Source organism: Rhizobium sp. SG2393 (genome assembly GCF_042610495.1).
Taxonomy (GTDB): domain Bacteria; phylum Pseudomonadota; class Alphaproteobacteria; order Rhizobiales; family Rhizobiaceae; genus RU20A.
Window position 1 is genome coordinate 180,355 of sequence record NZ_JBHGAP010000006.1, and the last position, 25,212, is coordinate 205,566.

Below are 25,212 nucleotides of genomic sequence, written 5' to 3' on the forward strand. Positions count from 1 at the left end.
CAAGGAAGCCGGAAGACGTCGCAAACGAACCGAATGCGCCGTCAGGGCCGGACGCCACAAGCAAGACATCCACCCAATCCCGGAAAAGTCCGCACAAGACGGACGGCCGATCCAACCAGATAAAGGGGAATGACATGACCGACACCATCACCAACTGGACGCGCCGCGATGACGCCCGCGTCGAAGATGCCATCCGCCGTGGCGCCTCGCGCCGCGATCTCCTGAAGATGATGCTGGCCAGCGGCGTCGCGCTGTCTGCCGGCGGCGCCCTGTTCGGCCGCGCCGAGCGCGCCGTCGCGGCAACGCCGGTCTCCGGCGGCCACCTGAAGGTTGCCGGGCTTTCCTCCTCCAACGCCGATACGCTCGACCCGGCGAAGGCATCGGCTGCGACCGACTATGTCCGTTGCTGCTCGCTCTATAACCGCCTGACCTTCATCGACACCACCGGCACGCCGCAGATGGAGCTTGCCGAAAAGCTCGACACCAAGGACGCCAAGACCTGGACCGTGACGCTGCGCAAGGGTGTGAACTTCCATGACGGCAAGGCGCTGACCGCGGCCGACGTGGTCTACTCGCTGAAGCGCCACCTCGATCCGGCCGTCGGCTCCAAGGTCGCCAAGATCGCCGCCCAGATCTCGGATGTGAAGGCCATCGACCCGACCACGGTCGAGATCGTCCTGAAGGCCGCCAATGCCGACGTGCCCTTCATCCTGGCGCTGCACCACTTCATGATCGTGCAGGACGGCACCACCGATTTCTCCAAGGGCGTGGGCACGGGCGCCTTCGTTCTGGAAACCTTCGAGCCGGGCGTGCGCTCGGTCGTCAAGAAGAACACCAACTACTGGAAGCCGGGCCTGCCGCATCTCGACAGCTTCGAATTCTTCGCCATCAGCGAGGACAATGCCCGCGTCAACGCGCTGCTGGCCGGCGACATTCACTATGCCTACGCGATCAATCCGCGCTCGGCCAAGCTTGTCGAGGCCCAGTCCGGCTTCGAGATCTCCAAGTCGACGTCCGGCAACTACACCAACCTCAACATCCGCCTGGACTCCAACAAGGCCGATTTCGTCAAGGGCATGAAGCACCTCGTCGATCGCGAGCAGATCGTGACCGCCGCCCTGCGCGGTTTCGGCGAAGTCGGCAACGACCAGCCGATCTCCAAGGCCAATGTCTTCCACAATCCGGACCTGAAGCCGGCGGCCTTCGATCCGGACAAGGCAAAGCACTATTTCGAAAAGGCCGGCGTTCTCGGCCAGTCGATCCCGGTCATCGCCTCCGAAGCCGCCAACAATTCCATCGACATGGCGATGATCATGCAGGCCGCCGGCGCCGATATCGGCCTGACGCTGGATGTGCAGCGCGTGCCCTCCGACGGCTACTGGGACAAGTACTGGCTGAAGGCGCCGATCCATTTCGGCAACATCAACCCGCGCCCGACGCCGGACATCTACTTCTCGCTGCTCTACTCGTCCGACGCGCCCTGGAACGAAAGCCAGTACAAGTCGCCGAAGTTCGACTCCATGCTGCTGGAAGCCCGCGGCATGCTCGACGAGGCCAAGCGCCACGAGATCTACAACGAGATGCAGACCATGATCGCCGACGAAGCCGGCACGATCATTCCGGCCTACATCACGAATGCGGATGCGCGTTCCTCCAAGGTCAAGGGCCTGGAAAGCAACCCGCTCGGCGGCATGATGGGCTTTGCGCTCGCCGAATATGTCTGGCTCGAAGCCTGACCGGCAGGAAACCGTCCGGGAGGCCTGATGGCCTTCCGGACCCGATTGCCGTCCGATCCCCCTTTGCATCCGCCAGGCCATGCGGCGAGACAATCGCCGGCCGGCGGCGGACGGCCCTTTTTTCAATGCCCATTTGATGGAAAAGTGGTGTGGTTGCCGGGAAGTGACCGTGCGGCTGGAGGTCTGACATGAATTCGGAAATCGCCGGCATGATCGCCAGACGGCTCGTGATTGCCGTGATCACGCTGCTCATCGTCTCCTTCGCCGTCTTCTTCGCCACGAGCATGCTGCCGGGCGATACGGCCACCATCCTGCTCGGCCAGGCGGCCACGCCCGAGGCCGTGGCCGGCCTGCGCCAGGCCATGCATCTCGACGAGCCGGCCGTGTGGCGCTTCCTGCTCTGGATCGCCGGGCTCGTGACGGGCGATCTCGGCACCTCCTATGCCAACAACATGCCGATCGCGACGCTGATCGCCGGCCGCTTCGTCAACACGATGGAGCTTGCCGCGATCACGGCCCTCATCGCCGTGCCCTTCGCGCTGACCCTTGGCATCACCTCCGCCGTCCTGCGCGGCTCGCTCTACGACCGCATCGTCACGGTGCTGACCATCGGCGTCATTTCCGTGCCGGAATTCATGGTCGCCTCCACCGCCGTGCTCATCTTCGCCGTCTATCTGAAATGGCTGCCGGCGATTTCCTTCGTCAACGAGGTGCATTCGCTCTCCGACATGCTGCGCATGTATGCGATGCCCGTGGTGACGCTGACCTTCGTCGTCTCGGCCCAGATCATCCGAATGACGCGGGCCGCCGTGATCGAGACGCTGACGACGCCCTATGTCGAGATGGCGCTGCTGAAGGGCGCGTCGCGCAGCCGCATCGTGCTGCGCCATGCGCTGCCCAATGCGCTGGGGCCGATCGTCAACGCGCTGGCGCTGTCGCTCTCCTATCTCATCGGCGGCGTCATCATCATCGAGACGATCTTCAACTATCCCGGCATCGCCAAGCTCATGGTCGATGCGGTCGCCACCCGCGATCTGCCGCTGATCCAGACCTGCGCGGTGATCTTCTGCGCCGGCTACCTGATCCTGATCACGATCGCCGACATCATCGCCATCATCTCCAATCCGAGGCTCCGCTGATGACGCACAGCACTTCGTCCGTCTCCGCCGGCCTGTTCGGCTACTCCGTCAGTCCCGTCGGCGTCATCGCCTTCGTCGTCATCCTGTTCTGGGCGATCGTGGCGATCTTCGCGCCGCAGCTGACGCCCTACCCGGTCGGCAAGATCGTCGATCTTGACTATTTCGGGCCGATGAGCGCGAAATTCTGGCTGGGATCGGATTATCTCGGCCGGGACGTGCTGTCGCGCATCATCTTCGGCGCGCGCTACACGCTCGGCATCGCGCTGGCCGGGGTGCTGATCGCCTCATCCGCTGGGGTCATTCTCGGCATGTCGGCGGCCGTCATCGGCGGCTGGTTCGATACGGCGCTGAGCCGCTTCATGGATGCGATGATCTCCATTCCGAGCAAGCTGTTCGGCCTGGTCGTGGTCGCCGCGGTCGGCTCCTCGCTTCCCTCCCTCATCCTGACGCTCGCCTTCATCTACACGCCCGGCTCCTATCGCTTCGCCCGGGCGCTGGCCGTCAACGTCAACACGATGGACTTCATCACGGTGGCGCGCATTCGCGGCGAAAACACGCTCTATCTCGCCGTGTCGGAAATCCTGCCGAACATCATCCGCCCGGTGCTGGCCGATTTCGGCATCCGCTTCGTCTTCATCGTTCTGCTTCTCTCCGGCCTGTCCTTCCTGGGGCTCGGCGTGCAGCCGCCGCTCGCCGACTGGGGCGCGCTGGTGCACGAAAACATTCAAGGCCTGTCCTTCGGCTCGGCCGCCGTCATCGCGCCGTCGATCGCGATCGCCAGCCTGACGATCAGCGTCAACCTGCTGATCGACAATCTTCCCCGCAAGATCCGCGACCGGAGCGCCTGACATGAGCACGCTTGTTGAAATCAGGGACCTGCATGTCGAGGCGACCACGGATGCCGGCCGCCGCATCGAGATCATCCGGGGCGTCAATGTCGAGATTGCCAAGGGCGAGATCGTCGCGCTCATCGGCGAAAGCGGCTCGGGCAAGACGACGATTGCGCTGACGCTGATGGGCCATACGCGCCCCGGTTGCCGGATCTCGGGCGGCGCGATCCTGGTCGATGGCAAGGACATGGCAACGCTGTCCGAGCGCGAGCGGGCCGCGATTCGCGGCACGGAGGTCGCCTATGTGCCGCAGAGCGCGGCGGCCGCCTTCAATCCCTCGCAGACGATCATGGACCAGGTCATCGAGGTGACCCGGATCCACGGGCTGATGACGCCGGACAAGGCGCGCGAACGCGCCATCGACCTCTTCCGCGCGCTTTCGCTGCCCGCGCCCGAAACCATCGGGAACCGCTATCCGCACCAGGTCTCCGGCGGCCAGTTGCAGCGGCTTGCCGCCGCCATGGCGCTGATCGGCGGGCCGAAGCTCGTCATCTTCGACGAGCCGACCACCGCGCTCGACGTGACCACGCAGATCGACGTGCTGAAAGCGTTCAAGTCGGTGATGAAGGCCGGCGGCATTGCCGGCGTCTATGTCTCCCACGACCTCGCCGTCGTCGCCCAGATCGCCGACCGGATCGTGGTGCTGAAGGGCGGCGTGGTGCAGGAAGAGGGCACGACCGAGGCCATCCTGTCGGCGCCGGCCCATCCCTACACGCAGGAACTGCTGGCCGCCTTCGAGCCGAAGGAAACGCACTTTGCCGGCAAGCGCACCGACAAGGCCCCCGCACTCGTCGAGATCGAGGCCCTGACCGCCGGCTACGGCCAGATCCAGGCCGACGGCCTGCCCCTGATGAAGGCGGTGCGCGCGGTCAGCCTGTCGGTGGAAAAGGGCCGCAATCTCGGCATCATCGGTGAATCCGGATGCGGCAAATCCACCCTGGCGCGCGCCATCGCCGGCATCCTGCCGGCCAGCGCCGGCACCATCATCTTCGACGGCAAGGAACTCGACCGCGACGCGCGCCGGCGCTCGCGCGAGGCGCTGCGCACCCTGCAGATCGTCTTCCAGTATGCCGATACGGCACTGAACCCGGCCAAGCCCATCGAAGACATTCTCGGCCGTCCCTTGAGCTTCTATCATGGCCTCAGCGGCAAGGCGCGCGACGCCCGCGTCGATGAACTTCTCGACATGGTGCGGCTGCCCAAGGCGCTGCGCTACCGCCATCCGGCCGAACTGTCCGGCGGGCAGAAGCAGCGCATCAACTTCGCCCGCGCGCTCGCCGCCAATCCCAAGCTGATCATCTGCGACGAGATCACCTCCGCACTCGACACGGTGGTCGCCGCCGCGATCATCGAGCTCTTGAAGGAACTGCAGCGCGAGCTCGACCTCTCCTACATCTTCATCAGCCACGACCTTTCGGTGGTCGAGGCGATCTGCGACGAGATCGCGGTCATGTATCGCGGGGAAAAGGTCGAGCACCTGACGCGCGAGGACGTGAAATCCCCGACGCATCCCTATTCCAAGCTGCTCTTCTCCTCCGTGCCGAAACTCGACCCGGCCTGGCTCGACACGCTCGTGCTGGAGCCGGAGCTGGTGCGGCAGTATGGCGGGGCGTGAGGGCTGACCCGCCTCATCGGCGGGTCCCTCTCAAATCCGGCCTGACGAAAGAGGCAGGCGCCGCGCGCAGAGCACGCCGCCCTCCCCGCCCTCACGCCACGAGGCTGTCCACCGCGGCCGTCACGCCGCGCAGTTCGGCGAGCCCCTTGAGGCGGCCGATGCAGGAGTAGCCGGGGTTTACCTTCTTGCCGATATCGTCCACCAGAAGATGCCCGTGGTCGGGGCGCATGGGGATGACGTGGTCGGGGCGGCCCGTTTCGAGGCGGCGCTTTTCTTCCGCGCGCAGCGCCGTGATGAGCTTCACCATGTCCACATCGCCGCCGAGGTGTTCGGATTCGATGAAGGAACCGTCGGGCTCCTTCGTCACGTTGCGCAGGTGGACGAAGTGGATGTGGTCGGCAAACTCACGCGCCATGGCGACCACGTCGTTTTCCGGCCGCGAGCCGTAGGAGCCGGCGCACAGCGTGATGCCGTTCGCCGCGCTCGGCACGGCGGAAAGAATGGTACGCACGTCTTGCGCCGTCGAGACGACGCGCGGCAGGCCGAAGAGCGAAAACGGCGGGTCATCCGGATGGATCGCGAGCTTCGTGCCGTTTTCCTCCGCCACCGGCACGACTTCGCGCAGGAATTCGATGAGGTTTGCTTGCATGTCGGCCGACGACAGCCCGTCATAGGCGGCGATGCGCTCGCGGATCGTCTCGCGGGTGTGGGTGTCCTCGCCCCCCGGCAGGCCGGCGATGATATTGTGTTCGAGCGTCAGGATGGCCTCTTCGCTCATCATGGAAAGCCGCGCCTCGGCCTTCTCGATCAGGTCGGCCGAATAGCTCGCCTCCGCATTCTTCCGCTTCAGCACGAAGAGATCGTAGGCGGCAAACTCCTCCATGTCGAAGCGCAGCGCGAAGCCGCCGGCTGCGGTCGCAAACAGGAGGTCGGTGCGCGTCCAGTCCACCACCGGCATGAAATTGTAGCAGACAACGGGGATGCCGGCCTTGCCGAGATTGGCGAGGCACTGTTTCCAGGCATCGATATAGCGGCGGCTGTCGCCATTGCGCAGCTTGATGGCGGAATTGACGGGAATGGATTCGCATACCGACCAGACCATGCCGGCCTTCTTCACGAGATCCATGCGCTCTGCGATATCCTCCGGCGTCCAGATGCGGCCGTCATAGATGTGATGCAGGGCGGTGACGACGCCGGTGGCGCCAGCCTGGCGCGCATGGGCAAGGGTGACAGGGTCCTCGGGTCCGAACCAGCGCCAGCTCTCAAGCATCATTTCCTCCCGTTTCGTCCGACAATAGAAGTTTTCTCCGGCGGATATTGCATGGGATCGGCGGAAATGCAAAACATATGTCCGACATTTGAATGCAGAGCCCTGATACGATCGACCGTCCGTCATGACCCTTTCGCCCGACCTGATGGAGAGCCCGCGCACCTCCGCCGTCGATACGGTGGTGGGGCAGATCCGTGGCCTCATCCGCGCGCGTGGCCTGAAGGTGGGCGACGTGCTGCCGAGCGAGGCGGAACTGGCCGACATGTTTGCGGCCAGCCGCGGCACGGTGCGCGAGGCCTTCCGCACGCTGAAGGCCTATGGTGTCGCGGAATCGCGCCAGAAGGTGGGCGCGGTGCTGACCGCCCAGCACGGCAACGCCATGCGCGATCTCTTCGCCTTCGCCATGGACATTTCGGAAGATGCGTTTCGCGACATCCAGGGTTATCGCCGGCTGACGGAAATGAACCTCTTCGACCTCGTGATCGACCGCCTGACAGACGCCGACATGGCCGAGATGGCGGAGATGAACCGGCGGCTGCGCGACGCCCCGGACGCCGAAACGGCGTCCGCCGAGGACTACCGCTTTCACCGCAGGCTCGTGGATGCGGCCGGCAACCGGACACTGTCGGAGACCTACGGCATGCTGGAGCCGGTGATCCGCCGTCTGATGCTCGCCGGAAAATCGCAGCGCCGGGCACTGGAGGGGGCGGCCGACGATCACGACGCGATTCTTGCGGCGCTTGCCGCCCGCGACCGGATCGCCTTCGTCTATCACATGAACCGGCATCTGGATGCCGGGCTGGAATTCGTGCCCGGCGCCTGACGCCGCGGCCTTGATTGGGAGGATTGCCATGGCCGCATCAGCGGGAACGCCACAGGCCGATTTCGACGGCAAGGTCGCTGTCGTCACGGGAACGAGCGGCATCGGCCGCGCGGCCGCACTCCGGCTTGCGGCCGGCGGTGCCAAGGTCGCCAGCCTCGGCATCGACCCCAAGTCAAATGCCGAGCTTGAGGCCATCGCGCGCGACCGCGGCCTGACGCTCACCGTTATCGAGACGGATGTGTCGAAGCCCGACGCGGTCACGGCCGCCTTCGAGCGCGTTGTGGCGCTCTTCGGCGGCGTGGATGTCGTCGTCAATTCCGCCGCCATCCACCCCTATGGCGATGCGACGACCACGGATTTCGACACGTTCCTGCGCTGCATGGCCGTCAATGTCGGCTCCATCCATCTGACGGCGGGGGCAGCCGTGCCGCTGATGCGGGCCCGCGGCGGCGGCGCCATCGTCAACGTCTCCTCCGTGCAGGGTCATGCCTGCCAGCGCGGCGTTTCGGCTTACGTCGCCTCGAAGGGCGCGATCCATGCGATGACGCGGGCCATGGCGCTCGATTTCGCACCCGACCGCATCCGCGTCACCTCCGTCAGCCCCGGCTCGGTGCGCACGCCGATCCTAGAGCTTGCCGCCCGCACCTTCGAGGGGCCGGATGCCGATATCGAATCCGTCTTCCGCCGCTTCGGCGAGGCCCACCCGATCGGCCGCATCGGCGAGCCGGAGGAAGTGGCCGACCTCATCGCCTTCCTCGCCTCGGACCGCGGCGCCTTCATCACCGGTTCCGACCATGTGATCGACGGGGCGCTGATTGCCGGCATCGGCGTGAAGTAACATCATCTGAAAAGGATAAGCGGCCTTGCGGTCGCAACGGGAGGAAAGACCATGAGCCAGAAGTTCAAGCGCAGCGAAGTCAACCGGATCATCCGCGACGGCGAGGCTTTCCTCGCCTCGCACGGCTATACGCTGCCGCCCTTCGCGCGCCTCAGCCCCGACGAGTTCAAGGCGCGAAAGGACGAGCTGACCGCGATCACCGGCCCCGGCCTCGGCTTCGATATCACCGACTTCGGCTTCGGTGATTTCAAGGGTTATGGCCTCTTCCTCTTCACGGTGCGCAACGGCAAGGCCGAGGATCTGAAGAAGGGCTTCGGCATGGTCTATGCCGAAAAGGCGATGATTGCCCGCGAGGGCCAGATGACGCCGATGCACCGGCACATCACCAAGACGGAAGACATCATCAACCGCGGCGGCGGCACGCTGGTCATCGAACTCTTCGGCGACACGGACGGTACGTGTGACCGGACGAAGGGCGTCACCGTCGCCTGCGACGGCATCACCCGCAGCTTCCCGGCCGGCCACAAGCTGCGCCTTGCCCCCGGCGAGAGCGTGACCCTGATGCCGGGCGACTGGCACGCCTTCTGGGCCGAGGGCGGCGACGTCTTCATTGGCGAAGTCTCCACCGTCAACGACGACAACACCGACAACATCTTCGACGACACACGCGTCGCCCGCTTCTCCGGCATCGAGGAAGACGAGCCGCCGTACCGCCTGCTGGTGTCGGATTATCCGGCGTGGCTCGGTGTGGCCGGTGGCGGGGGGTATTGAGGGCTGCCGACGCTGTTTCTGCTTCGATGGAGGCTCCCCGGCCTCCATCGTCACAGGTTTGACGGAAAGAATTCAGGGCGGAAAATAAAACCGCCATATTTGAAAATATTTCCGCCTCGCCTGCCCGTATTCTCATCGAATAAAAATGTTCCTCAAAATTATAATTTGACAAAGTCGCTCCAGGCGCCTATCTCTGTGTCATCGATATTTTCTTGCTGAGCTTTTGTTAGCACGCGATTAGCACCGCGTTTTGAGCGAACCCTCCCTTTAAAGCATCGTTATCACCGGCTGCGCGGCGCTCGCTTCGCAGATCCTCTCTCTATGCTATGAAAGGGTTCATCATGACCACTGGCACAGTAAAATGGTTCAATTCCACCAAGGGCTTCGGCTTCATCCAGCCCGACAATGGCGGCCCGGACGCCTTTGTCCACATCTCGGCCGTTGAACGCGCCGGCATGCGCGAAATCGTCGAGGGCCAGAAGATCGGCTACGACATGGAGCGCGACAACAAGTCGGGCAAGATGTCGGCCTGCAACCTTCAGGCCGCCTGATCCAACAGGGATCTGCTTTCCCCTGACCACGGATGTACTGGCACGGTTGAAAGCATGAACCCGAACGAGGTCAGGCAGTTTGCCTGGCCTTTTTTATTGTCGGAGCGCGCTCAACGCCGCTCCCGGCAGTGCCCGCGGGCATGCGACGCCTGCAACCCGTTGCAGGACAGCGCCAGGCGGCCATCGGCCGACCACAGGGTCGCCATCAGCCGCGCTCCAGCATGACGCCAGTTCAGGGGCCACACGTTCAGGAACTGACGCGACATGCGGTAAGATTTTGTTTTGACATGTCTTTTCCTGGAACCGCAATACACGTCCAGGAGACATGCTTTGGGAGAACAGCCATGAACGAAGCGCACAGCAAGCCGCGCCAGCGGGCCGAAATCGCGTTCCAGAAGGAACAGGCACAGTTCTTCGCCCGCGGCGAGGCCCGTCAGGAAGAAGACGCGATCACGCTTGCCCGTGATGAGAAAACGCTGCGTCTGCGACAGGCCCGGCTTGCCCGCGACCACCAGAACAGCCTGACGCTTGCCACCAAACCTGCCGCGAAACGCGCCCGCCGGGCCTGATCGCCTCACCCCACGCACCCCTCACCCCACGCACTCATGGAGCCGGATTTGAAAACCAGCCGCAACACCGACCTTACCGACCGCCGCACCGCTGCCCAGACCGCCAAGGCCGCACTTCTCGCCGCCCACCGCGCCGCCCTTGCCGCCGCCGAGCCGACCCGTGAAGCACGCCAGGCCGAACGGCTGGAGCTTGCCGAAGCGCGGGACGCACGCCGCGCCGAGCGCGCAGAAGCCAGGCAGGCCGAAGAAAACCGTCTGGCGACGGAGGCCGCAGAACGCGAAGCAGCCATTGCCGCCGAAGCCCGCGCCGCAGCAGACGCCCGCGAAGCCGCCGACAGGAACCGCATCGCCCGCGTGCTCGAAGACGAAGCCGCCCGCAAAGCCGAACGCGACCGCCGCTACGCCGCCCGCAAGGCCCGCCAGGGCTGAGCGCGCCGCGAGGCCTCGCCGGTAGACGCCGCCCCCCATGCAGACACAAGAAAAGCCGCAACTCCCCGGATACCCGGGAGATTGCGGCCTTTCTGTTTCAGAACGAACGTCTGAGCTGGCAGTTTACGCCTTGTACGTCGCGACCGCGCCCGGCAGCTGGCTCCATTCGGCGTACCAGCTGTTGAAGAGCTTGAACTGGGCTTCGACGTAGCCGCGCTGGCTGGCCGAGAGGGCGTCGGTTTCGTTGAAGTGCAGCGTGTATTCGGCGTCGCCCTTCAGCACCATCATGTGCTTGAAGAAGAGCACGAGATCCGGGCCTTCGTCGAAGGAGGAGAGGACGCCAAGCGCCGCTTCGAGTTCCAGCGCACGGGTGCGGGCTTCCGCCTCGCCGCGGGCGGCGGCCTGGGAGAGGTTGGCGAGGTGCAGCACTTCCTTCGGCAGTACGTTGCCGATGCCGGTGATGGCGCCGGTGGCGCCGCAATTGACGTAGCCGTGGAAGACGGCGGTATCGACGCCGATCATCAGGGAGACGTCGTCATCGCGGCTGGTGATGTTTTCGGCGGCGTAGCGCAGATCGTCCGGGCCGCCGAATTCCTTGAAACCGACGAGGTTGGGGTGTTCGGCGCGCAGCGCGAAGAAGAGGTCGGCGCGCGTCGCATAGCCGTAATAGGGGCTGTTGTAGATAACGGCCGGAAGCTCCGGCGCGGCCGAGAGCACCGCCTTGAAATGCGCCTTCTGGGCGGCGACCACCGTGCCGCGGGAGAGAACGCGCGGGATGACCATCAGGCCCTTCGCGCCGACCTTCTGGGCGTGGGCGGCATGCGCGGCAGCCGTTGCGGTGTTGACCGCGCCCGTGCCGACGATGACGGGAATGCCGGCGGCCGTCAGGCGCGCCACGCCTTCCATGCGCTGTGCATCGGTCAACAGCGGCCAGTCACCCATCGAGCCGCAATAGACGACGGCCGACATGCCGGCCGCGATCAGTTCCTTCGCCTTCTTCACCAGCGCGTCGAAATCCGGCGTGCGGTCTGCCTTGCATGGCGTCATCAGGGCCGGAATGACACCGGAGAAAATGCTGGCGGTCATGATCGTTCCTTTCTTGGATAGCGGGACCGGCAGGGCACACCGTCTCGCGCCGGTCGATGACGCCTCTTTACATCTCTGCATTCAATTTGTCGACAAGAATTATGCAAGCCTAGAGACGAATGTCGAGGCGCTCTTGCCGGATCAGCCATTTGCGGACCTGATCGACCACCTGTTCGGCATGCAGGCGGGCGAGTTCCTCTGCGCGCGCCTCGTCGCGGGCGGCAATCGCAGCGATGATCTCGTCGTGGTCCTCCACGAAACGGGCCGGAAGGCGATCGGCATAGGACTGATAATAGAGCCTGAGGATCCGTCGCCCCTCATCCAGAAGGCGACTGAACAGGCTGGTGAAATAGGCGTTGCGCCCGGCCTCGGCGATGGAAAGGTGAAAGGCGGCGTTGGTGGCGATCATCGCCAGCGCGTCCTGCGCCTCGACAGCGGCGGTGAAGACCGTCTGCCGGGCGCGGATCGTTTCCAGATCTTCGGCGCGGTGATCGCGGGCCGCAAGCTGCGTCGTCACGCGGTACATCAGCACCAGCGCCTCGAAGAAGGCGTGCATGTTGAGGAAATCGATGGGCGCGACCAGCGTGGAACGGTTCGGCAGCGTCACGACCAAGCCCTCGCCCGCCAGCCGTACCAGCGCCTCGCGGATCGGCGTGCGCGACATGCCGAAACGGTCGGCAAGCTCGACCTCGTCGATGGCGCTGCCGGGAACGAGCACGAGATCGAGGATCTCGTCGCGCAGCAACTCATAGACGACTCGGGCGCCGGAGCCGCGCTTGCGTTCGATCGCTTCGCCGGGTTCGCTGCTGGTCATTCGAGGTTTGGTCCCTTCTGTGTGATCGCGGCGTGTCAGACCCGCACCGCCTGCTCCACGAAATCCTGCGAACCGAAGAAGCGCAGGTAGCGCTCGACTTCCGACGGGATCCCGGTGGCCTTGCGGGGGTTGTCGGAGAGCTTGACCGCCGGGTGGCCATTGGCCTCGGTAACCTTGCAGACAAGCGAGATCGGGTCGAGTCCAGGCGTCGGGTCGGGCGCGCAGCCGGCGAAATCATTGGTGAGGTTGGTGCCCCAGCCGAAACTCATGCGCACGCGGCCCTCGAAATGCCGGTAGGTCTCGACGATCGTCTCGGCATCGAGGCCGTCAGAGAAGATCAGCAGCTTTTCGCTGGGATCGCGGCCCATCTTCTTCCACCAGGCGATGATCTTCTCGCCGCCCTCGATCGGCGGGGCGCTGTCGGGGCGAAAGCCCGTCCAGTCAGCCACCCACTCCGGCGCATCGCGCAGGAACGCCGCGGTTCCGAAGGCATCCGGCAGCACGATCAGCAGGTTGCCGCCATAAAGACGGTTCCAGTCCTGCAGAACGGCATAGGGTGCGGCGGCAAGCTCGGCGTCTGTCTCGGCAAGGGCCGCCTTCACCATCGGCAGCTCGTGCGCATTGGTGCCGACAGCCTCGAGGTCTGTATCCATGGCGAGCAGCACATTGCTGGTACCGGTAAAGGCCGGGCCAATGCCTTCCTTCAGCGCTTCCACGCACCAGCGCTGCCACAGGAACGAGTGGCGCCGGCGCGTGCCGAAATCGGAGATGCGCAGGCCCGGATACTGTTTCAGCATCTCGACCTTGGACCACATCCGCGCCTTGGCGCGGGCATAGAGCACATCGAGCGTGAAGGGCCCCATGTGCTTCATCGCGGCGCGCGACCTGAGCTCGTTGATGATGGCGAGCACGGGGATTTCCCACATGGTCGTGTGGGTCCACTTGCCGTGGAAGGAGAGTTCGTACTGCCCGTCAACCACGGCGAGCCGGTATTCCGGCAGGCGGAAATCGGCGAGCCAGGCGAGAAATTCCGGCGAGAAGATCTGCTTGCGGCCGTAGAAGGTGTTACCGGCAAGCCAGATCATCTCCTTCTTGGAAAAACGCAGACCGCGTGCGTAATCCAGCTGCTCGCGCAGCGCCTCGATGTCGATCTCCTCGGCCAGCCGCACCGTCTTCGTGCGGTTGATGAGCGAGAAGCTGACATCGACATCGGGATGCAGCGTCCAGATCATCTGCAGCATCAGAAGCTTGTAGAAATCCGTGTCGAGCAGCGAACGCACGATCGGATCGAGCTTCCATGAGTGATTATAGACGCGGCGGGCAATATCGGTCTTCGGCATGAAGATCCCCATGAGTTTGCGGCACCCTATCGCCTTGAACCGGCGAAGTAAAACCGATTTAGATGCACGCTCATCCGGTTCTTCGGCCGCCCGGCGCATTGGCGCGCACCTGTGCCATCAGCATCGGCCCGAGCGAGAATTCGCCGCGCGCGGCCCGGCGCGTCAGATCCCGCAGATAGCCGCCGGGCGCATTGATATGGCCGCCGCGTTCGAGGATGCAGGCGATGGCGGTCGCCGCATTTTCGGGGCCCAGCACCTCGCAGGCTTCCTGATAGGCACTCGGGCTGACGCCCAGCATGCTGCGCACCACAACGGCCGCCGTCATCATGTCGCGCCAGCTCGCAATCGTGCCACCCGGCCCGTAATCGATCATTGCCGGACATGCGGAAAGAACCAGAGAAAGGGGGAAGGCGCGTCCAGCAGCCGGTGAGCCTGCTTTTTCAGCCTGAGCGCTGCCGCCCTCTCCCTTTTCGGAGAGAGGTTCAAGTTCAGAAGTGGGGTTTGGGTTTGAATTCTGTATGTGCCGCTCGTTTCGAGACTCATTGGCGATCGATTTTTCTGTTTTTTCGAGGCTGAGGAGGCGTTTAGCCGTGGCATCGCGCAAGTCCGCAAGCTCTTTCGCGATCACTTCCATCTCATCCTTCTCCAGGCGGGCCCGCAGACGTCGCGCGGTCTCCGCAAGAGCAAGCTGGATGGCTGTCGCGTCGAGCCCCAGGCCATTGTCCAGGGCCGTTTCCATGAGCTTGACGATGTCGCGGCGGCAGATGGTGATGCCTTCACGCAACGCCCTGAGGCGAAGCCGCTCGGCCTCGACGTCGGCAGCGGCCACCTCGATCTCTTCGGCCCGCGCCAGAAGCGGCGCAAGGCTGAAGCCGAAGGCCTCGCTGATTGCGCCGCCCTCGCCCTTGCGGGCATACCGCTTGCCATTCGGACTGTCCTTGCGGGTGATGAGACCGGCATCGACGAGCGCGGCCAGATGGCGGCGCAGCGTGGCCGGCGCCACGCCATGGGCGCGCACCGAGAGCTGGGCATTGGACGGGAAGACGACGAGCACCTCGCCCTCGGCCAGCTCCGCCTTCGGATGGAAGGTGAGCAGCGCGTCGAGAACGCCGAGCGCACGATCGGAAATATTGAACCGGGGACGCGCCACGCAGAGCGCCCGAAACAGCTTCCACTTGTCGATGCGCGCGCCTTCCGGCACGCGCGCCGCCTCCGCCTGGGCCCTGATCATCCCAAGCGTCATAGGCCGCCGCCCGAAAGGCGTCGTTATGATACCGCTTTCCATTTGCCTCACTTTCAAGAAGGCAAAAGAAGTCCGTCCGCCGAAAGGCGCCAAAACGACTTGACAGTGATTCGCGAAAATGGGATTCTCAAGCTGCTAAACATCGAGAAAGGCTTCCGCGACGGCAACGTTCGGAGGCTTTTTTCTTTTGCGGGTTCTACTCTCCTGACTGGTTCATGAAGTCGCGGTAGAGGCCGGACAGCCGCTCCCGCACGAAATCGTCAAAGCCGGGCGCTGCGGCGCGGGCAAAGACGAAGGTCGTCTTTGCCTTCTCGACGCGCATGCGCACCGGCATGGTCTCATCCAGCGCCTGCCAGCCATCGGCATCGGCCGCAGACGTGTCTGCCGGCGCAAGGGCCGCATCCAGCACGGCCTGCATACGGCGGTCGGAGGCGAGCGCGGAAAAATCGGGTGCGCTGGCGCAGGTTTCGGCACGCGCCAGGGCCGCGCGGTCGGCAAGCCGGTCGGCCAGCTCCAGCCAGCGACGGCGGCCGAAGCCCGGCGCCGGGCCGATCGCCTCGATCAGCGCTTCGGGAATGCGGGCGGTGACGCCCAGCATGTGCGAGAGCGCCGCCTTGTCGACCGAGAGCGCATCCATGATGGTGGCACGGGTAAAGCCCAGGCGGTCGAGGCGCGCGGCAAACAGGGCGCGCTCGACATAGGAGAGGTCGGTGCGGGCGGAGTTTTCCTGGCCCTGCGCCACCACGAGTTCGTCATCGCCGAGGCCGCGCACGATGGCGCGCACGGGCAGGCGAAGACGCCGCGCGGCGGCAAGGCGGCGGTGGCCGTAGGCGACCTGATAGCGCTCCGGCGCCTGCGGATGCGGGCGCACGAGGATCGGAACCTGCTGGCCATGGACACGGATCTGCTCGACGAACACAGGGTCGAGATCGAGCCGTTCCAGCCGGTCGCTGACGAAAGAGGCGTCAATCAGCGCCGGATCGAGATCGACCACCGCCTGACCCTCGGCGAGCTGCCGCTCGATCGCATCGGCGCGCTCGACGCGGGCGGTGATGGAGGCGAGCGTGCGCGAAATGCCGCCCACGGGCGTGCGGCGCAGCGCCACCTCGCCGTCTGCGGCGGGCATGCTGGCCGTCACGCCGGCCGTCTCTGCAAAATCGGTGAGGAAGGTGCGACGCGCCATGACTTAGCGTCTCCCCCACACGCCGCGCAGCATCTCTTCGATCTCGCGGTTGACGAGGCCGAGCGATTCCATGGCGCGGTCATAGGTGCCGCGGATGAACTGGCTGCGGTCGATCTCGTAGAGCGTCTGCTTGGTGACGCCGGCATCCGAGATCGCGGTGGATTTCAGCATGGCATTGGTCAGCATGCGATTGCCGAAGATGGCCCGCATGAAGCCGGTCATCTGGCTCTGCGGCCCGTCATTCGGCTCGAAGCGGGTGACGAGATAGCGCATCCAGTCGTAATCGGTGCGCCCGCCCGCCTTTTCGACCACGGCCATCAATTCGCTCGTCATCGACAGGAACTGTGCCATGGACATCACGTCGAGCATCTGCGGATGCACGGTGATGAGCACCGAGGTGGCGGCGCAGAGCGCGGACATGGTGAGATAGCCGAGCTGCGGCGGGCAATCGATCACAACGACGTCGTAATCCGCCTCGATCTCGGCCAGCGCCTCGCCGAGACGGGCAAAGAAGATCGTCTCGGTGCGCGCGCCCATCATCGCCTTCGGCGTCTCGTGCTCGAATTCCATGAGCTCAAGATTGCCGGGGATGAGATGGAGATTGGCCATGTAGGTGGCGCGCACGACATCGCGCACCGGCCGGGGCTCGGCATAGCGGATGGCGCCGTAGAGCGTCTCGCCCTCCCCCACATCGAGCTCCGGCTGATGGCCGAACAGCGCCGTCAGCGAGGCCTGCGGGTCAAGGTCGATGGCCAGCACGCGGTAGCCGCGCAGCGCGAGATACTGGGCGAGATGGGCAGACGTCGTCGTCTTGCCCGAGCCGCCCTTGAAATTCATGACGGAGATGACCTGCAGCTTCTCGCCAAGCCGGCGGTGCGGCACATATTTGCCGGCCCGGCCGCCATCGTCCAGCACGCGCCTGATCGCCTCGATATCGCCGATCGAATAGAGACGCCGGCCATTGGCCTGCGGCGCCGGACCATGGCCGTCGGCGGCGATCTGGCGCAGATATCCCTCGCCAATGCCGATGAAGCCGGCCGCCTCGGCGGGCGAGAAAAGCCTCAGCGCCTTGCGGGCGGCGGGCGGGAATGTCAGTTTCTGGTGGTGCTGAAGGCGGCGGACCAGTTCATCCGCATCGGCAGCCAGAAGCGACGGGAGGTGTTCCCGTTCGTCCGCGCGCTCGATGGGTTGCTGCAACATCGTCTTCCCCGAAATCTGCGCAAAAATCGCCGATCCGGCGAAAATTGCGCAGATGGACTATGCGCCGATTCGGGGGCGGATGACAAACTTCGGTCATAAAGCGGAAAGGACGTTTCTTATCAGTCTGTTAAGGATGTTTCCGAGCCTTGGCCAGACTCGTTTTCCGCAACCGTTTTCCTGGCTCTGCCGCTTTCGGCCAGCCGGATCAGGCTGAGGACCGCGACGGCGAGCAGCGTCGTCAGAAGCGCGATCTGCCAGAGGCCGAGACCGGCGGCAAGGCCGGTGACGCCCGCCAGCCACAGGCCGGCGCCGGTCGTCAGCCCCTGCACCGTGCCGCGCGCAAAGACGATCGTGCCAGCCGCCAGAAACGCGACGCCCGCCGTGACCGCCTCGATGATGCGAAGCGGATCGATGCGGATTTCCTGGCCCGCAAAGGCGGGCAGATGCGTGATCTCGATGGCGGTGATGGAGGCAAGCGCGGCAGCGAGGCAGACGAGGATGTGGGTGCGCAGGCCGGCCGGGCGCTGTCGCCATTCCCGCTCGATGCCGATCGCCGCCCCGCAGGCGAGCGCGAGGATGAGGCGGGCCGCGACGACGAGAAGCGGCAGGTGATGATCGGCGAAAATGTCGAGCGTGGCGGATGGCATGGACACCGAACCCATTCGCCGGCTCAAGGTTCCATCCTGTCGCGAAGCACCTCTGTCAGGGCGCGACGAGCGCGAGAATAAGCCTCTGCACATTCCCGCCGTCGCTCATCTCCACCTGGTCGAAGGCGCGGCTCTTGGCGCGCTGCTCGTTGGAGAGGCGGCCGAGGCGTTCCGTCAGGTCCTGGCGGATCTTGCGGCAGCCGGGATCGTTGACGGCCGTCAGGCCCACGCTCTCACGCTCGATGGCGCGCACCATGGCGATGATGTCGGCGCCGTGCACGCGCTCATGGGCGGCGATGCCATCGATGAAGGTCTTCCACCGCACCGCGACCTCCCCCGTCAGTTTGCGACGCGGCTTGGGCAAGGTGTAGGTGATGACGAGTTTCGGCACGGCGGAGGCAAGCACGCAGTCCGCGCCGCGCTGCTGGTAATCCCGCCGCCAGGTGAGCTTGAAGGTCGTATGCGCGATGGCGCGCGTCGGACCGATCGCCGGGCCCTTCTCGCCGATCGAGCGATAGAGGTCGATGCCGGTCTGCCCATCGATCGCATAGGGAGCGACCGTCTCCTGCGGCGACCAGCCGGCGGCGTCCGCACCGTGTGGCAAGAGGGCCGCAAGGGTCGCGGCAGCGGCCAGACGACCGCAGCACGCAGGAAGGGTCCGCAGAAGGGCAGGAAACGTCACGGGGCAGGCCTCGTCAGATGCAAGCTCAGCCTTCGGGATAGGCCGGCCGGCCATGCGGTTCAAGGTTGTCGGGCGTGAAAATCGAAGGCGCCTCTGATAGGGTGGCGATTGCCCCCACTCAAGGAGGATCGCCCATTGGTGGCACTGCGGACCAGAAACCTGACGCTCGAACCGTGCCGTCCCGGCGACAGGGACGACTTCGTCGCGCTCGAGCGCGACCCGGAGGTGATGCATTTTCTGAATGGCGGGGCCGTCGACCACGAGACCGTCGATCCGGACGCAGTCACCTTTCTCATGCCGCGGGGAACGGAAACCGACGTCTGGACCGCCCGGCAGACCGAAACCGGAGACTTCGTCGGCTGGTTCTGCCTCTCTGCCGAAAGCGAGGCGCGCGCTGAACTCGGATACCGTCTCACCCGCAAAAGCTGGGGCAAAGGACTGGCGTCGGAGGGTGCCGCCGCTCTCGTCCAGTGGGGCTTTGACGCCAAGGGGTTCGATACCATCGTCGCCTGCACTATGGCGACCAATCTCGGGTCACGCCGCGTGATGGAAAAGATCGGGATGCGTCATACGCAGACGGTCGCCCTCAGCGCCAGCCACGTTCCCGGCAGCGAAGAGGGCGAGGTCTGGTATGCGCTGACGCGGTCGGACTGGTCCGGGCGTCTCTAGGCTCAAAACCCCGCACACCCCGGCCCTGCCATGGCTGCCGGGATGACTGAAACCTCCCTCACCCCGCCGGATCAGGCGAGCCGAAACGGCCGGATCACGCAGCGCGCGCGGTGCGCATGCCGGTCTCGCTGCCCGACAGATGGAAGCGCTGGATCAGGGCGCTCAGCTGGCGGATTTCCTCGGCAAGCTGGCGGGTCGCAGCATTGGTCTCTTCCACCATGGCCGCGTTCTGCTGGGTCATGTGGTCGAGTTCGTTGACGGACCCGTTGACCGAATCGAGCGAAACGGTCTGCTCCTGGCTGGACGTGGCGATGAGATCGACATGCTCGGCAATGCCGACGATCTGGGTCGCGATGTCCATCAGCGCGTCGCCGGTCTCGGACACATAGCGCGTGCCGGTCGCAACCTCGCTGGAGGAGTTGGCAATGAGCCCGCTGATTTCCTTGGCAGCCTGGGCCGAGCGCTGCGCAAGTTCGCGCACCTCCTGCGCCACGACCGCAAAGCCCTTGCCGGCCTCGCCTGCACGTGCCGCCTCGACGCCGGCGTTCAGTGCCAGGAGGTTGGTCTGGAAGGCGATGGAGTCGATGACGCCGACGATATTGGCAATCCGGTCCGAGGCCTCGCGGATGCGGGTCATGGCGGACACGGCATTCTGCACGACGCCGGAGGAGCTGTCGGCGCGGCGCTTGGCATCCTGCACGATGCGGCGCACTTCGCTGGCGCGGCCGGACGAGGTCTTGACCGTCGCCGAGATCTGGTCGACGGCCGCGGCGGTTTCTTCGAGGGCAGCCGCCTGCTGTTCGGTCCGGCGGGCGAGGTCGGAGACGGCATCGGCCATCTGCTCGCCATTGTGATGGATGGCGCCGGAGATATCGCGCACCTCCGACAGCGTCTCGCGAAGCCCGGCAACCGACTGGTTGAAGTCGTGGCGCAGACGGTCAAGATGATCGGCAAAGCGGGTATCGATGCTGAACGTCAGGTCGCCGCGCGACAGGCGGGAGAGGCCCGTCGCCAGCGTTTCCACTGCGAACTCGACTTCCGACAGGCTCTGCTGGCGTTCGCGCTCGTTGCGCTCGCGCTCGGCCTCTGCCTGGCGGCGGGCCGCTGCGGCTTGCTCTTCCATGCTGACCTTGGCGAGTGCGTTGCCCTTGAAGACCGAGAGCGCGCGGGCCATGTCGCCGATTTCGTCCGGGCGGGTCTCGCCGGAAATCTGCGTGTCGAGCGCCCCTTCGGCCAGACGACGCATGGCGCCGGTGATCTGGCTGATCGGACCCTTCAGCGTGATGACGAGTGCGGCACCGGCGGCCATGGCGATGAGCACGCCGACGACCATGGCGCCGACGGAGATGGAATTGGCCTGGCTGCGCTCGGCGCCGGCGCTCTGCTTCTGGCTTTCGGCAAAGTCCGACAGATGCGACCACGTGCTGTCGATGACGGCCGCTGCGGCATTGAATTCCTTCTGCCGGCGGCTTTGAATGTCGAGCAGTGCGACGGCGCTCGCATCCAAGGCCTTGAGGGCCTCCTTGGCCTGCGACGGCAGTGCGGCAAGCCCATCATTGTCCGGCGCCATGGCAGCGAGCGCATCGACTTCCTGGCCATAGAGGAAGAGGCTCTTCTGGGCGTGCTCCACGCCCTTCTGCGACGGGGCGGCCTGAAGATCGGCAAAGGAGACGCGAATCTCGTTGCCGTGGTTGACGATGGAGCGGAGCTTGTTGCCGACCTTGTCGGCGAGCTCGGTCTTGCCTTCCGAGGCGGCGAGATCGGTGACGCCCTTGCGCATGATCGTATCACCGGCCGTCTGCAGCGCCTCGTTCAGCGTGCCGATCTGGCCGAGCGCATTGACGAAATCGGGAAGTGCGGAAGGATCGGTCTTGGTCTTTTCCGCCAGCGCGGCCGCAGCGGTGACGGCCTCCTTCATCTGGATGACGGCATCAATCTTTGCAGACGCCAGCGCCTTGTCGGCCGCAGTGACATCCTTCAGCAGGGCCGGCAGGCTGTCGCGCGCGATGGCCGCCTTGTCGGTCACCATCAGCGCTGCGGAGACCTTGCCGATCATGTCATCGACGGCGGACGAAATATTGCCGATCTGCACGGCGGCCTTCAGGCCGGTCTTGGCGCCCTTCTCGACCTTCTTGGCGCCCGCCAGCAGGAAGAAGACCTGCTTGGCGGCTTCGGCCTGTACGTCGTCCAGCGTCAGCTCGCGCTCCACCACCGCCGCGGCAAGCGTCTGCTGATCCTTGTGCAGCGACCAGAGGGCGGCGATATTCTCATCGATCGTGCCGGCTTCCGTCAGGGCCGCTTCGAGCTGCGTGACACTCGACTGGGCGCGCAGCGCGTCCGTCATCGTCTGCAACTCTGCAACGCGCGTCTGCAGAGCGGTCTGCGCAGCCGTATGGGTCTCGTCGGAGGGTTCGAGCAGGAAGCGCGTCATGGCCGAATAGACGTCCTTGAACCCGCGCAGCGACTGCATGACGCTATTGGAGATCTCCATGCGTCCCTGCAAAAGGCCGGAAGCATAAAGGCCCGTCAGGCCGACGGCCATGATGGAAATCACAAACGGCGTGACCAGGACCAGAACCTTCGTCTGGATCCGTACGCGTGACATGAAACGATCGATCATGAAGTTCCCCCGAACCACAACCACGTGCGCGCGCCGAACGGAACAAGGCACCATGGGCAACTGTGTCGGTGAAAACCTACGGTAACCGATTTAAGCAAAACTTAAGTCAAAACCTCATTTTCCCGGATGGCGAGCACAAGCTGGCGAGATCAAGCGAAGTTGTCCGCGGACAACCGCGCCGCCCTTCTCAAATCGACCGCGGACCTTGTATCGCCACATACGGTGCCTAGATGCAGTCCCATCAACGCGCTCCAACAGAGAAGAAGGCTGAGGCGACCGTGTCTGCGACCACGACCGATGACATCGAGAAAGGCGTCGCGTCCCGCCGTCTTGCAGCCCTGGCCGAGCACGCCGCCGCCGCCGGCTCGATCGACCTTGGCGAGATGATCGACGTGATGGGTCGGGCAGGCATCGCTTTCGTCATCCTGGCGCTTTCCCTGCCCGCGCTCTGCCCGATCCCCGGCCCCTTCGGCATGGTGTTCGGCACCTGCCTGGCACTCGTGTCGCTGCAGATCATCGTCGGCTACGAGAAGGTGTGGTTGCCGCGCCTGATCCGCCGCCGAAGGGTCTCGGCCGGAACGATCGCGCTCATCGTGCGGCACACCGCGCCGCTCGTCAGCCGGGTCGAAGCCTGGCTGAAGCCCAACCGGATGCGCAGCCTGACCGGCCGCCGGGCGCACATGCTGCTCGGCATTCCTGTCTTCCTGCTGGCGGTGATCGTGGCGCTTCCCATTCCCTTCGGCAACATCCTGCCGGTGCTGGCGCTGACGGTGATCGCCGTATCGCTGATGGAGCGGGACGGCTTTGCCACCATCATCGGCCTTGGCCTCGCCGGTCTTGCCGTCATCGTCACGGCCGCCCTGCTCTACGGCACCGTCTTTGCGGCCGGATGGGCGCTGGGCGCGTGATGCCATCGGCGGCCTGACAACCGCAGCCGCGCCTTTTTGTCCCCTTGAACTCCGACCGATCCTCAGGCATGAGCGCAGACGGGGATAGTGGCGGACGACAATGGGGCGCAGACGCACGACAGGTTGGCAGGTGTGGGTGCGCATGCTGTGCGCGCTGGCGCTGCTTGCCGTCGGCTTCGCCCACCGCGCGCCCGTCGCGACGGCTTCCACGCCCGCCGATCCGACAATCGCTTCCGCCGCCTATGTCTTGCCCGACGGCACGCTCGCCTCGCTCTGCGAGACCAGCGACGCCAAGAGCGCTGATCACAAGGGGCCCGGCCACGGCAATCCCGGCTGCGAAGCCTGCCGGATCAGCGCCTCGACGGTCCTGCCGCTGCCGGCCGACACGCCCGGCATTCCCGCAGGCGAGCCGGCGGAGCGGCTGACACCCGGACGCGAAGCGCCTCCGCTGCCCGTCATCCGGACCGGCAACACACGTTCACGAGCGCCCCCTTCCCTCCTGGCCTGATCCTTCGAAGCCCGTCGCTTTGCCACGTGATCCAACCGCTGCGCGCCGGGAAATCGTGATGTCATATCCAGGAGTTTTTCATGAGCCTTGCTCAGCCCGCATCCGCGCGTGAACCCGCGCGCCACTTCTATTTCGCCGTCTGGCGCTGGCACTTCTATGCCGGCCTCTATGTCGCGCCCTTCCTCGCCATGCTCGCCGTCACGGGCGTCATCATGGTCTGGTCCACCGTTTTCGTCGGCCGTGACGGCGAAAAGGCGTTCCCCGTCGTGCCGGCCGGCACGGAGCGCAGCGTCACCGAACAGGCCGCTGCCGCCCTCAGCTACGTACCCGGCGGCGTGCTGAAGCAGTACATAGCTCCCCGGACGCCGGAAACGGCGGCGCTCTTCCGGGTGAATGCCGGCGATGCCGCCGTGATGGTCGCCGTCGATCCCTACAAGGCCGAGGCGCTGGGCGCCTGGCCGCGCCGCAACGGCTGGTACGACTTCGCCGAGACGATCCACGGCTCGCTGATGATCGGCACCGTCGGCGACCGGCTGATCGAGATCGCCTGCGGCTTCGGCATCGTGCTCATCGTGACCGGCCTCTATCTCTGGTGGCCGCGTGCCCGACGGGTTGATGACGGTGTGCTGGTCCCGAATCTCTCGCTCAAGGGTCGGATGTGGTGGAAGTCGCTGCATAAGGTGGTCGGCTTCTGGAGTGCGGGTCTGCTGCTGGTCTTCCTGCTGACCGGCCTGTCCTGGGCAGGCGTCTGGGGCGAGAAGTTCACCCAGGCCTGGAACACCTTCCCGATCGGCAAATGGTACGACACGCCGCTCTCCGACGTCAGCCATGCCGCGGCACTGAACGACGGCGGGGCCAAGAACGTGCCTTGGACGCTGGAGCAGACGCCGATGCCCGTCTCCGGCTCCAATGCCGGAACGTCGGGGTTGAAGGACGGTGTCGCGCCTGATCTCGACGGCGTCGTGGCCTATGCGCGCCAGATCGGGTTTGACGGTCGCTTCCAGCTCAACATCCCCGTCAAGGAAACAGATGTCTGGAGCCTCTCGCGCGACAGCATGAGTTACGATTCGTCCGACCCCACCGCCGACCGGATCGTCCATATCGACCGCTACACCGGCAAGGTGCTCGCCGATATCGGCTATCGGGATTACGCCCCCGTTGCCAAGGCCATGGCGATCGGCGTCGCCTTTCACGAAGGCGAGATGGGCCTGTGGAACCTGGTGCTCGTCACCATCTTCTGCCTTTCCATCCTCTTCCTTTCGGTGAGCGGCCTCATCATGTGGTGGAAGCGTCGCCCGGCGGGCACGTTCAGGCTCGCCCCGCCACCGCTGCCGGACAATGTACCGATGTGGAAGGGCGCCATGCTGCTGATGCTGGTCGTGTCCATGGCCTTCCCGCTGACGGGGCTGACACTGATGGCGGTGCTGGCGCTGGACATGCTCGTTCTCTCTCGCGTGCCGGCCCTGCGCCACGCCTTCGGCTGACCCTTAAGCACTGCCCGCGCCGCCGCATGACAGGCGGCGCGGGTGGCGACGCCTGCCGCGCTCCGCAAGCCCATGGTCAATGGCCGCCAGCATGATTATTGTTGCGGTTGTGGACGTTGCGGGAGGACGAGGTTTGCAGCGCAGAACAAGACAGGGTCTGACCGTCTTTGCCGTGACGATCGCCTTCGCGGTCCTTG

General features: G+C 65.1%; 24 protein-coding genes. 14 read left to right on the plus strand and 10 right to left on the minus strand.

Annotated elements, in window-relative coordinates:
* Positions 1 to 134 precede the first annotated feature (134 nt).
* The 4 genes from ACED18_RS14485 to ACED18_RS14500 all read left to right on the plus strand — a co-directional run bounded on the left by ACED18_RS14485 (position 135) and on the right by ACED18_RS14500 (position 5,380).
* Positions 135 to 1,736, plus strand: coding sequence for an ABC transporter substrate-binding protein (locus ACED18_RS14485; RefSeq protein WP_377293410.1), 1,602 nt, complete (start codon positions 135 to 137; stop codon positions 1,734 to 1,736).
* A 188-nt stretch (positions 1,737 to 1,924) separates the two neighbouring features.
* A complete protein-coding gene (locus ACED18_RS14490; RefSeq protein ID WP_377293412.1) occupies positions 1,925 to 2,875 on the plus strand; it encodes an ABC transporter permease in 951 nt (316 codons plus the stop codon).
* A complete protein-coding gene (locus tag ACED18_RS14495) occupies positions 2,875 to 3,723 on the plus strand; it encodes an ABC transporter permease (RefSeq protein WP_377293414.1) in 849 nt (282 codons plus the stop codon). Before ACED18_RS14490 ends, ACED18_RS14495 begins: the two co-directional genes overlap by 1 nt.
* Position 3,724: 1 nt before the next feature.
* On the plus strand, positions 3,725 to 5,380 hold the full coding sequence (locus ACED18_RS14500) for an ABC transporter ATP-binding protein (protein WP_377293416.1): 1,656 nt from the start codon (positions 3,725 to 3,727) through the stop codon (positions 5,378 to 5,380).
* A gap of 91 nt (positions 5,381 to 5,471) precedes the next feature.
* Here the strand turns inward: ACED18_RS14500 and uxuA are convergent, their stop codons facing one another.
* A complete protein-coding gene (gene uxuA / locus ACED18_RS14505; RefSeq protein WP_377293418.1) occupies positions 5,472 to 6,650 on the minus strand; it encodes a mannonate dehydratase in 1,179 nt (392 codons plus the stop codon).
* A gap of 124 nt (positions 6,651 to 6,774) precedes the next feature.
* Here uxuA and ACED18_RS14510 point away from each other — a divergent pair, with 124 nt between their 5' ends.
* The 6 genes from ACED18_RS14510 (at position 6,775) to ACED18_RS14535 (ending at position 10,631) form a co-directional block, all read left to right on the plus strand.
* Positions 6,775 to 7,473: a FadR/GntR family transcriptional regulator gene (locus ACED18_RS14510; RefSeq protein WP_377293420.1), complete on the plus strand. Its 699-nt coding sequence runs from the start codon at positions 6,775 to 6,777 to the stop codon at positions 7,471 to 7,473.
* Positions 7,474 to 7,501: 28 nt separating this feature from the next.
* Positions 7,502 to 8,311: an SDR family NAD(P)-dependent oxidoreductase gene (locus ACED18_RS14515; protein ID WP_377293422.1), complete on the plus strand. Its 810-nt coding sequence runs from the start codon at positions 7,502 to 7,504 to the stop codon at positions 8,309 to 8,311.
* Positions 8,312 to 8,362: 51 nt separating this feature from the next.
* The gene (locus tag ACED18_RS14520) at positions 8,363 to 9,082 is read left to right on the plus strand and encodes a D-lyxose/D-mannose family sugar isomerase (RefSeq protein ID WP_377293424.1); all 720 of its coding nucleotides are present in this window, start codon (positions 8,363 to 8,365) and stop codon (positions 9,080 to 9,082) included.
* A 341-nt stretch (positions 9,083 to 9,423) separates the two neighbouring features.
* Complete coding sequence (locus tag ACED18_RS14525) at positions 9,424 to 9,633, plus strand: cold-shock protein (RefSeq protein ID WP_007605510.1); 210 nt, start codon at positions 9,424 to 9,426, stop codon at positions 9,631 to 9,633.
* Positions 9,634 to 9,977: 344 nt separating this feature from the next.
* Entirely contained in the window at positions 9,978 to 10,202 is a 225-nt protein-coding gene (locus ACED18_RS14530) for a hypothetical protein (protein WP_377293427.1), read from the plus strand.
* Between the two features lie 48 nt (positions 10,203 to 10,250).
* Complete coding sequence (locus ACED18_RS14535) at positions 10,251 to 10,631, plus strand: DUF6481 family protein (RefSeq protein ID WP_377293429.1); 381 nt, start codon at positions 10,251 to 10,253, stop codon at positions 10,629 to 10,631.
* Between the two features lie 123 nt (positions 10,632 to 10,754).
* On the opposite strand, the gene ACED18_RS14540 is transcribed toward ACED18_RS14535, so the two are convergent.
* From ACED18_RS14540 to ACED18_RS14575, 8 genes are all read right to left on the minus strand, one after another.
* A complete protein-coding gene (locus ACED18_RS14540) occupies positions 10,755 to 11,717 on the minus strand; it encodes a dihydrodipicolinate synthase family protein (protein ID WP_377293431.1) in 963 nt (320 codons plus the stop codon).
* A 109-nt stretch (positions 11,718 to 11,826) separates the two neighbouring features.
* On the minus strand, positions 11,827 to 12,531 hold the full coding sequence (locus tag ACED18_RS14545) for a GntR family transcriptional regulator (RefSeq protein ID WP_377293432.1): 705 nt from the start codon (positions 12,529 to 12,531) through the stop codon (positions 11,827 to 11,829).
* A 35-nt stretch (positions 12,532 to 12,566) separates the two neighbouring features.
* Complete coding sequence (gene pncB, locus ACED18_RS14550) at positions 12,567 to 13,871, minus strand: nicotinate phosphoribosyltransferase (RefSeq protein WP_377293434.1); 1,305 nt, start codon at positions 13,869 to 13,871, stop codon at positions 12,567 to 12,569.
* 70 nt (positions 13,872 to 13,941) lie between these two features.
* Positions 13,942 to 15,156 carry a plasmid replication protein RepC gene (gene repC / locus ACED18_RS14555; protein ID WP_377293436.1) on the minus strand — a complete coding sequence of 405 codons (1,215 nt, stop codon included), beginning with the start codon at positions 15,154 to 15,156 and terminating at the stop codon, positions 13,942 to 13,944.
* A 154-nt stretch (positions 15,157 to 15,310) separates the two neighbouring features.
* Positions 15,311 to 16,297: a plasmid partitioning protein RepB gene (repB, locus tag ACED18_RS14560; protein WP_377293438.1), complete on the minus strand. Its 987-nt coding sequence runs from the start codon at positions 16,295 to 16,297 to the stop codon at positions 15,311 to 15,313.
* 3 nt (positions 16,298 to 16,300) lie between these two features.
* Positions 16,301 to 17,497: a plasmid partitioning protein RepA gene (repA, locus tag ACED18_RS14565; protein ID WP_377293440.1), complete on the minus strand. Its 1,197-nt coding sequence runs from the start codon at positions 17,495 to 17,497 to the stop codon at positions 16,301 to 16,303.
* A gap of 119 nt (positions 17,498 to 17,616) precedes the next feature.
* The gene (locus ACED18_RS14570; RefSeq protein ID WP_377293500.1) at positions 17,617 to 18,144 is read right to left on the minus strand and encodes an MgtC/SapB family protein; all 528 of its coding nucleotides are present in this window, start codon (positions 18,142 to 18,144) and stop codon (positions 17,617 to 17,619) included.
* Positions 18,145 to 18,199: 55 nt separating this feature from the next.
* Positions 18,200 to 18,826, minus strand: coding sequence for a DUF922 domain-containing Zn-dependent protease (locus tag ACED18_RS14575; protein WP_377293442.1), 627 nt, complete (start codon positions 18,824 to 18,826; stop codon positions 18,200 to 18,202).
* Between the two features lie 138 nt (positions 18,827 to 18,964).
* Between ACED18_RS14575 and ACED18_RS14580 the strand changes: the two genes are divergently transcribed.
* Positions 18,965 to 19,495, plus strand: coding sequence for a GNAT family N-acetyltransferase (locus ACED18_RS14580; RefSeq protein WP_377293444.1), 531 nt, complete (start codon positions 18,965 to 18,967; stop codon positions 19,493 to 19,495).
* A gap of 94 nt (positions 19,496 to 19,589) precedes the next feature.
* Here ACED18_RS14580 and ACED18_RS14585 read toward each other — a convergent pair whose 3' ends face one another.
* Positions 19,590 to 22,115, minus strand: coding sequence for a methyl-accepting chemotaxis protein (locus ACED18_RS14585; protein WP_377293446.1), 2,526 nt, complete (start codon positions 22,113 to 22,115; stop codon positions 19,590 to 19,592).
* A gap of 278 nt (positions 22,116 to 22,393) precedes the next feature.
* Between ACED18_RS14585 and ACED18_RS14590 the strand changes: the two genes are divergently transcribed.
* The 3 genes from ACED18_RS14590 (at position 22,394) to ACED18_RS14600 (ending at position 25,015) form a co-directional block, all read left to right on the plus strand.
* Positions 22,394 to 23,023: an exopolysaccharide biosynthesis protein gene (locus ACED18_RS14590; protein WP_377293448.1), complete on the plus strand. Its 630-nt coding sequence runs from the start codon at positions 22,394 to 22,396 to the stop codon at positions 23,021 to 23,023.
* Positions 23,024 to 23,123: 100 nt separating this feature from the next.
* Positions 23,124 to 23,531 (plus strand): DUF2946 family protein, encoded by a 408-nt coding sequence (locus ACED18_RS14595; protein WP_377293450.1) that lies wholly within the window; start codon positions 23,124 to 23,126, stop codon positions 23,529 to 23,531.
* A gap of 80 nt (positions 23,532 to 23,611) precedes the next feature.
* Complete coding sequence (locus tag ACED18_RS14600) at positions 23,612 to 25,015, plus strand: PepSY-associated TM helix domain-containing protein (protein ID WP_377293452.1); 1,404 nt, start codon at positions 23,612 to 23,614, stop codon at positions 25,013 to 25,015.
* The last annotated feature ends 197 nt before the right edge of the window (positions 25,016 to 25,212 follow it).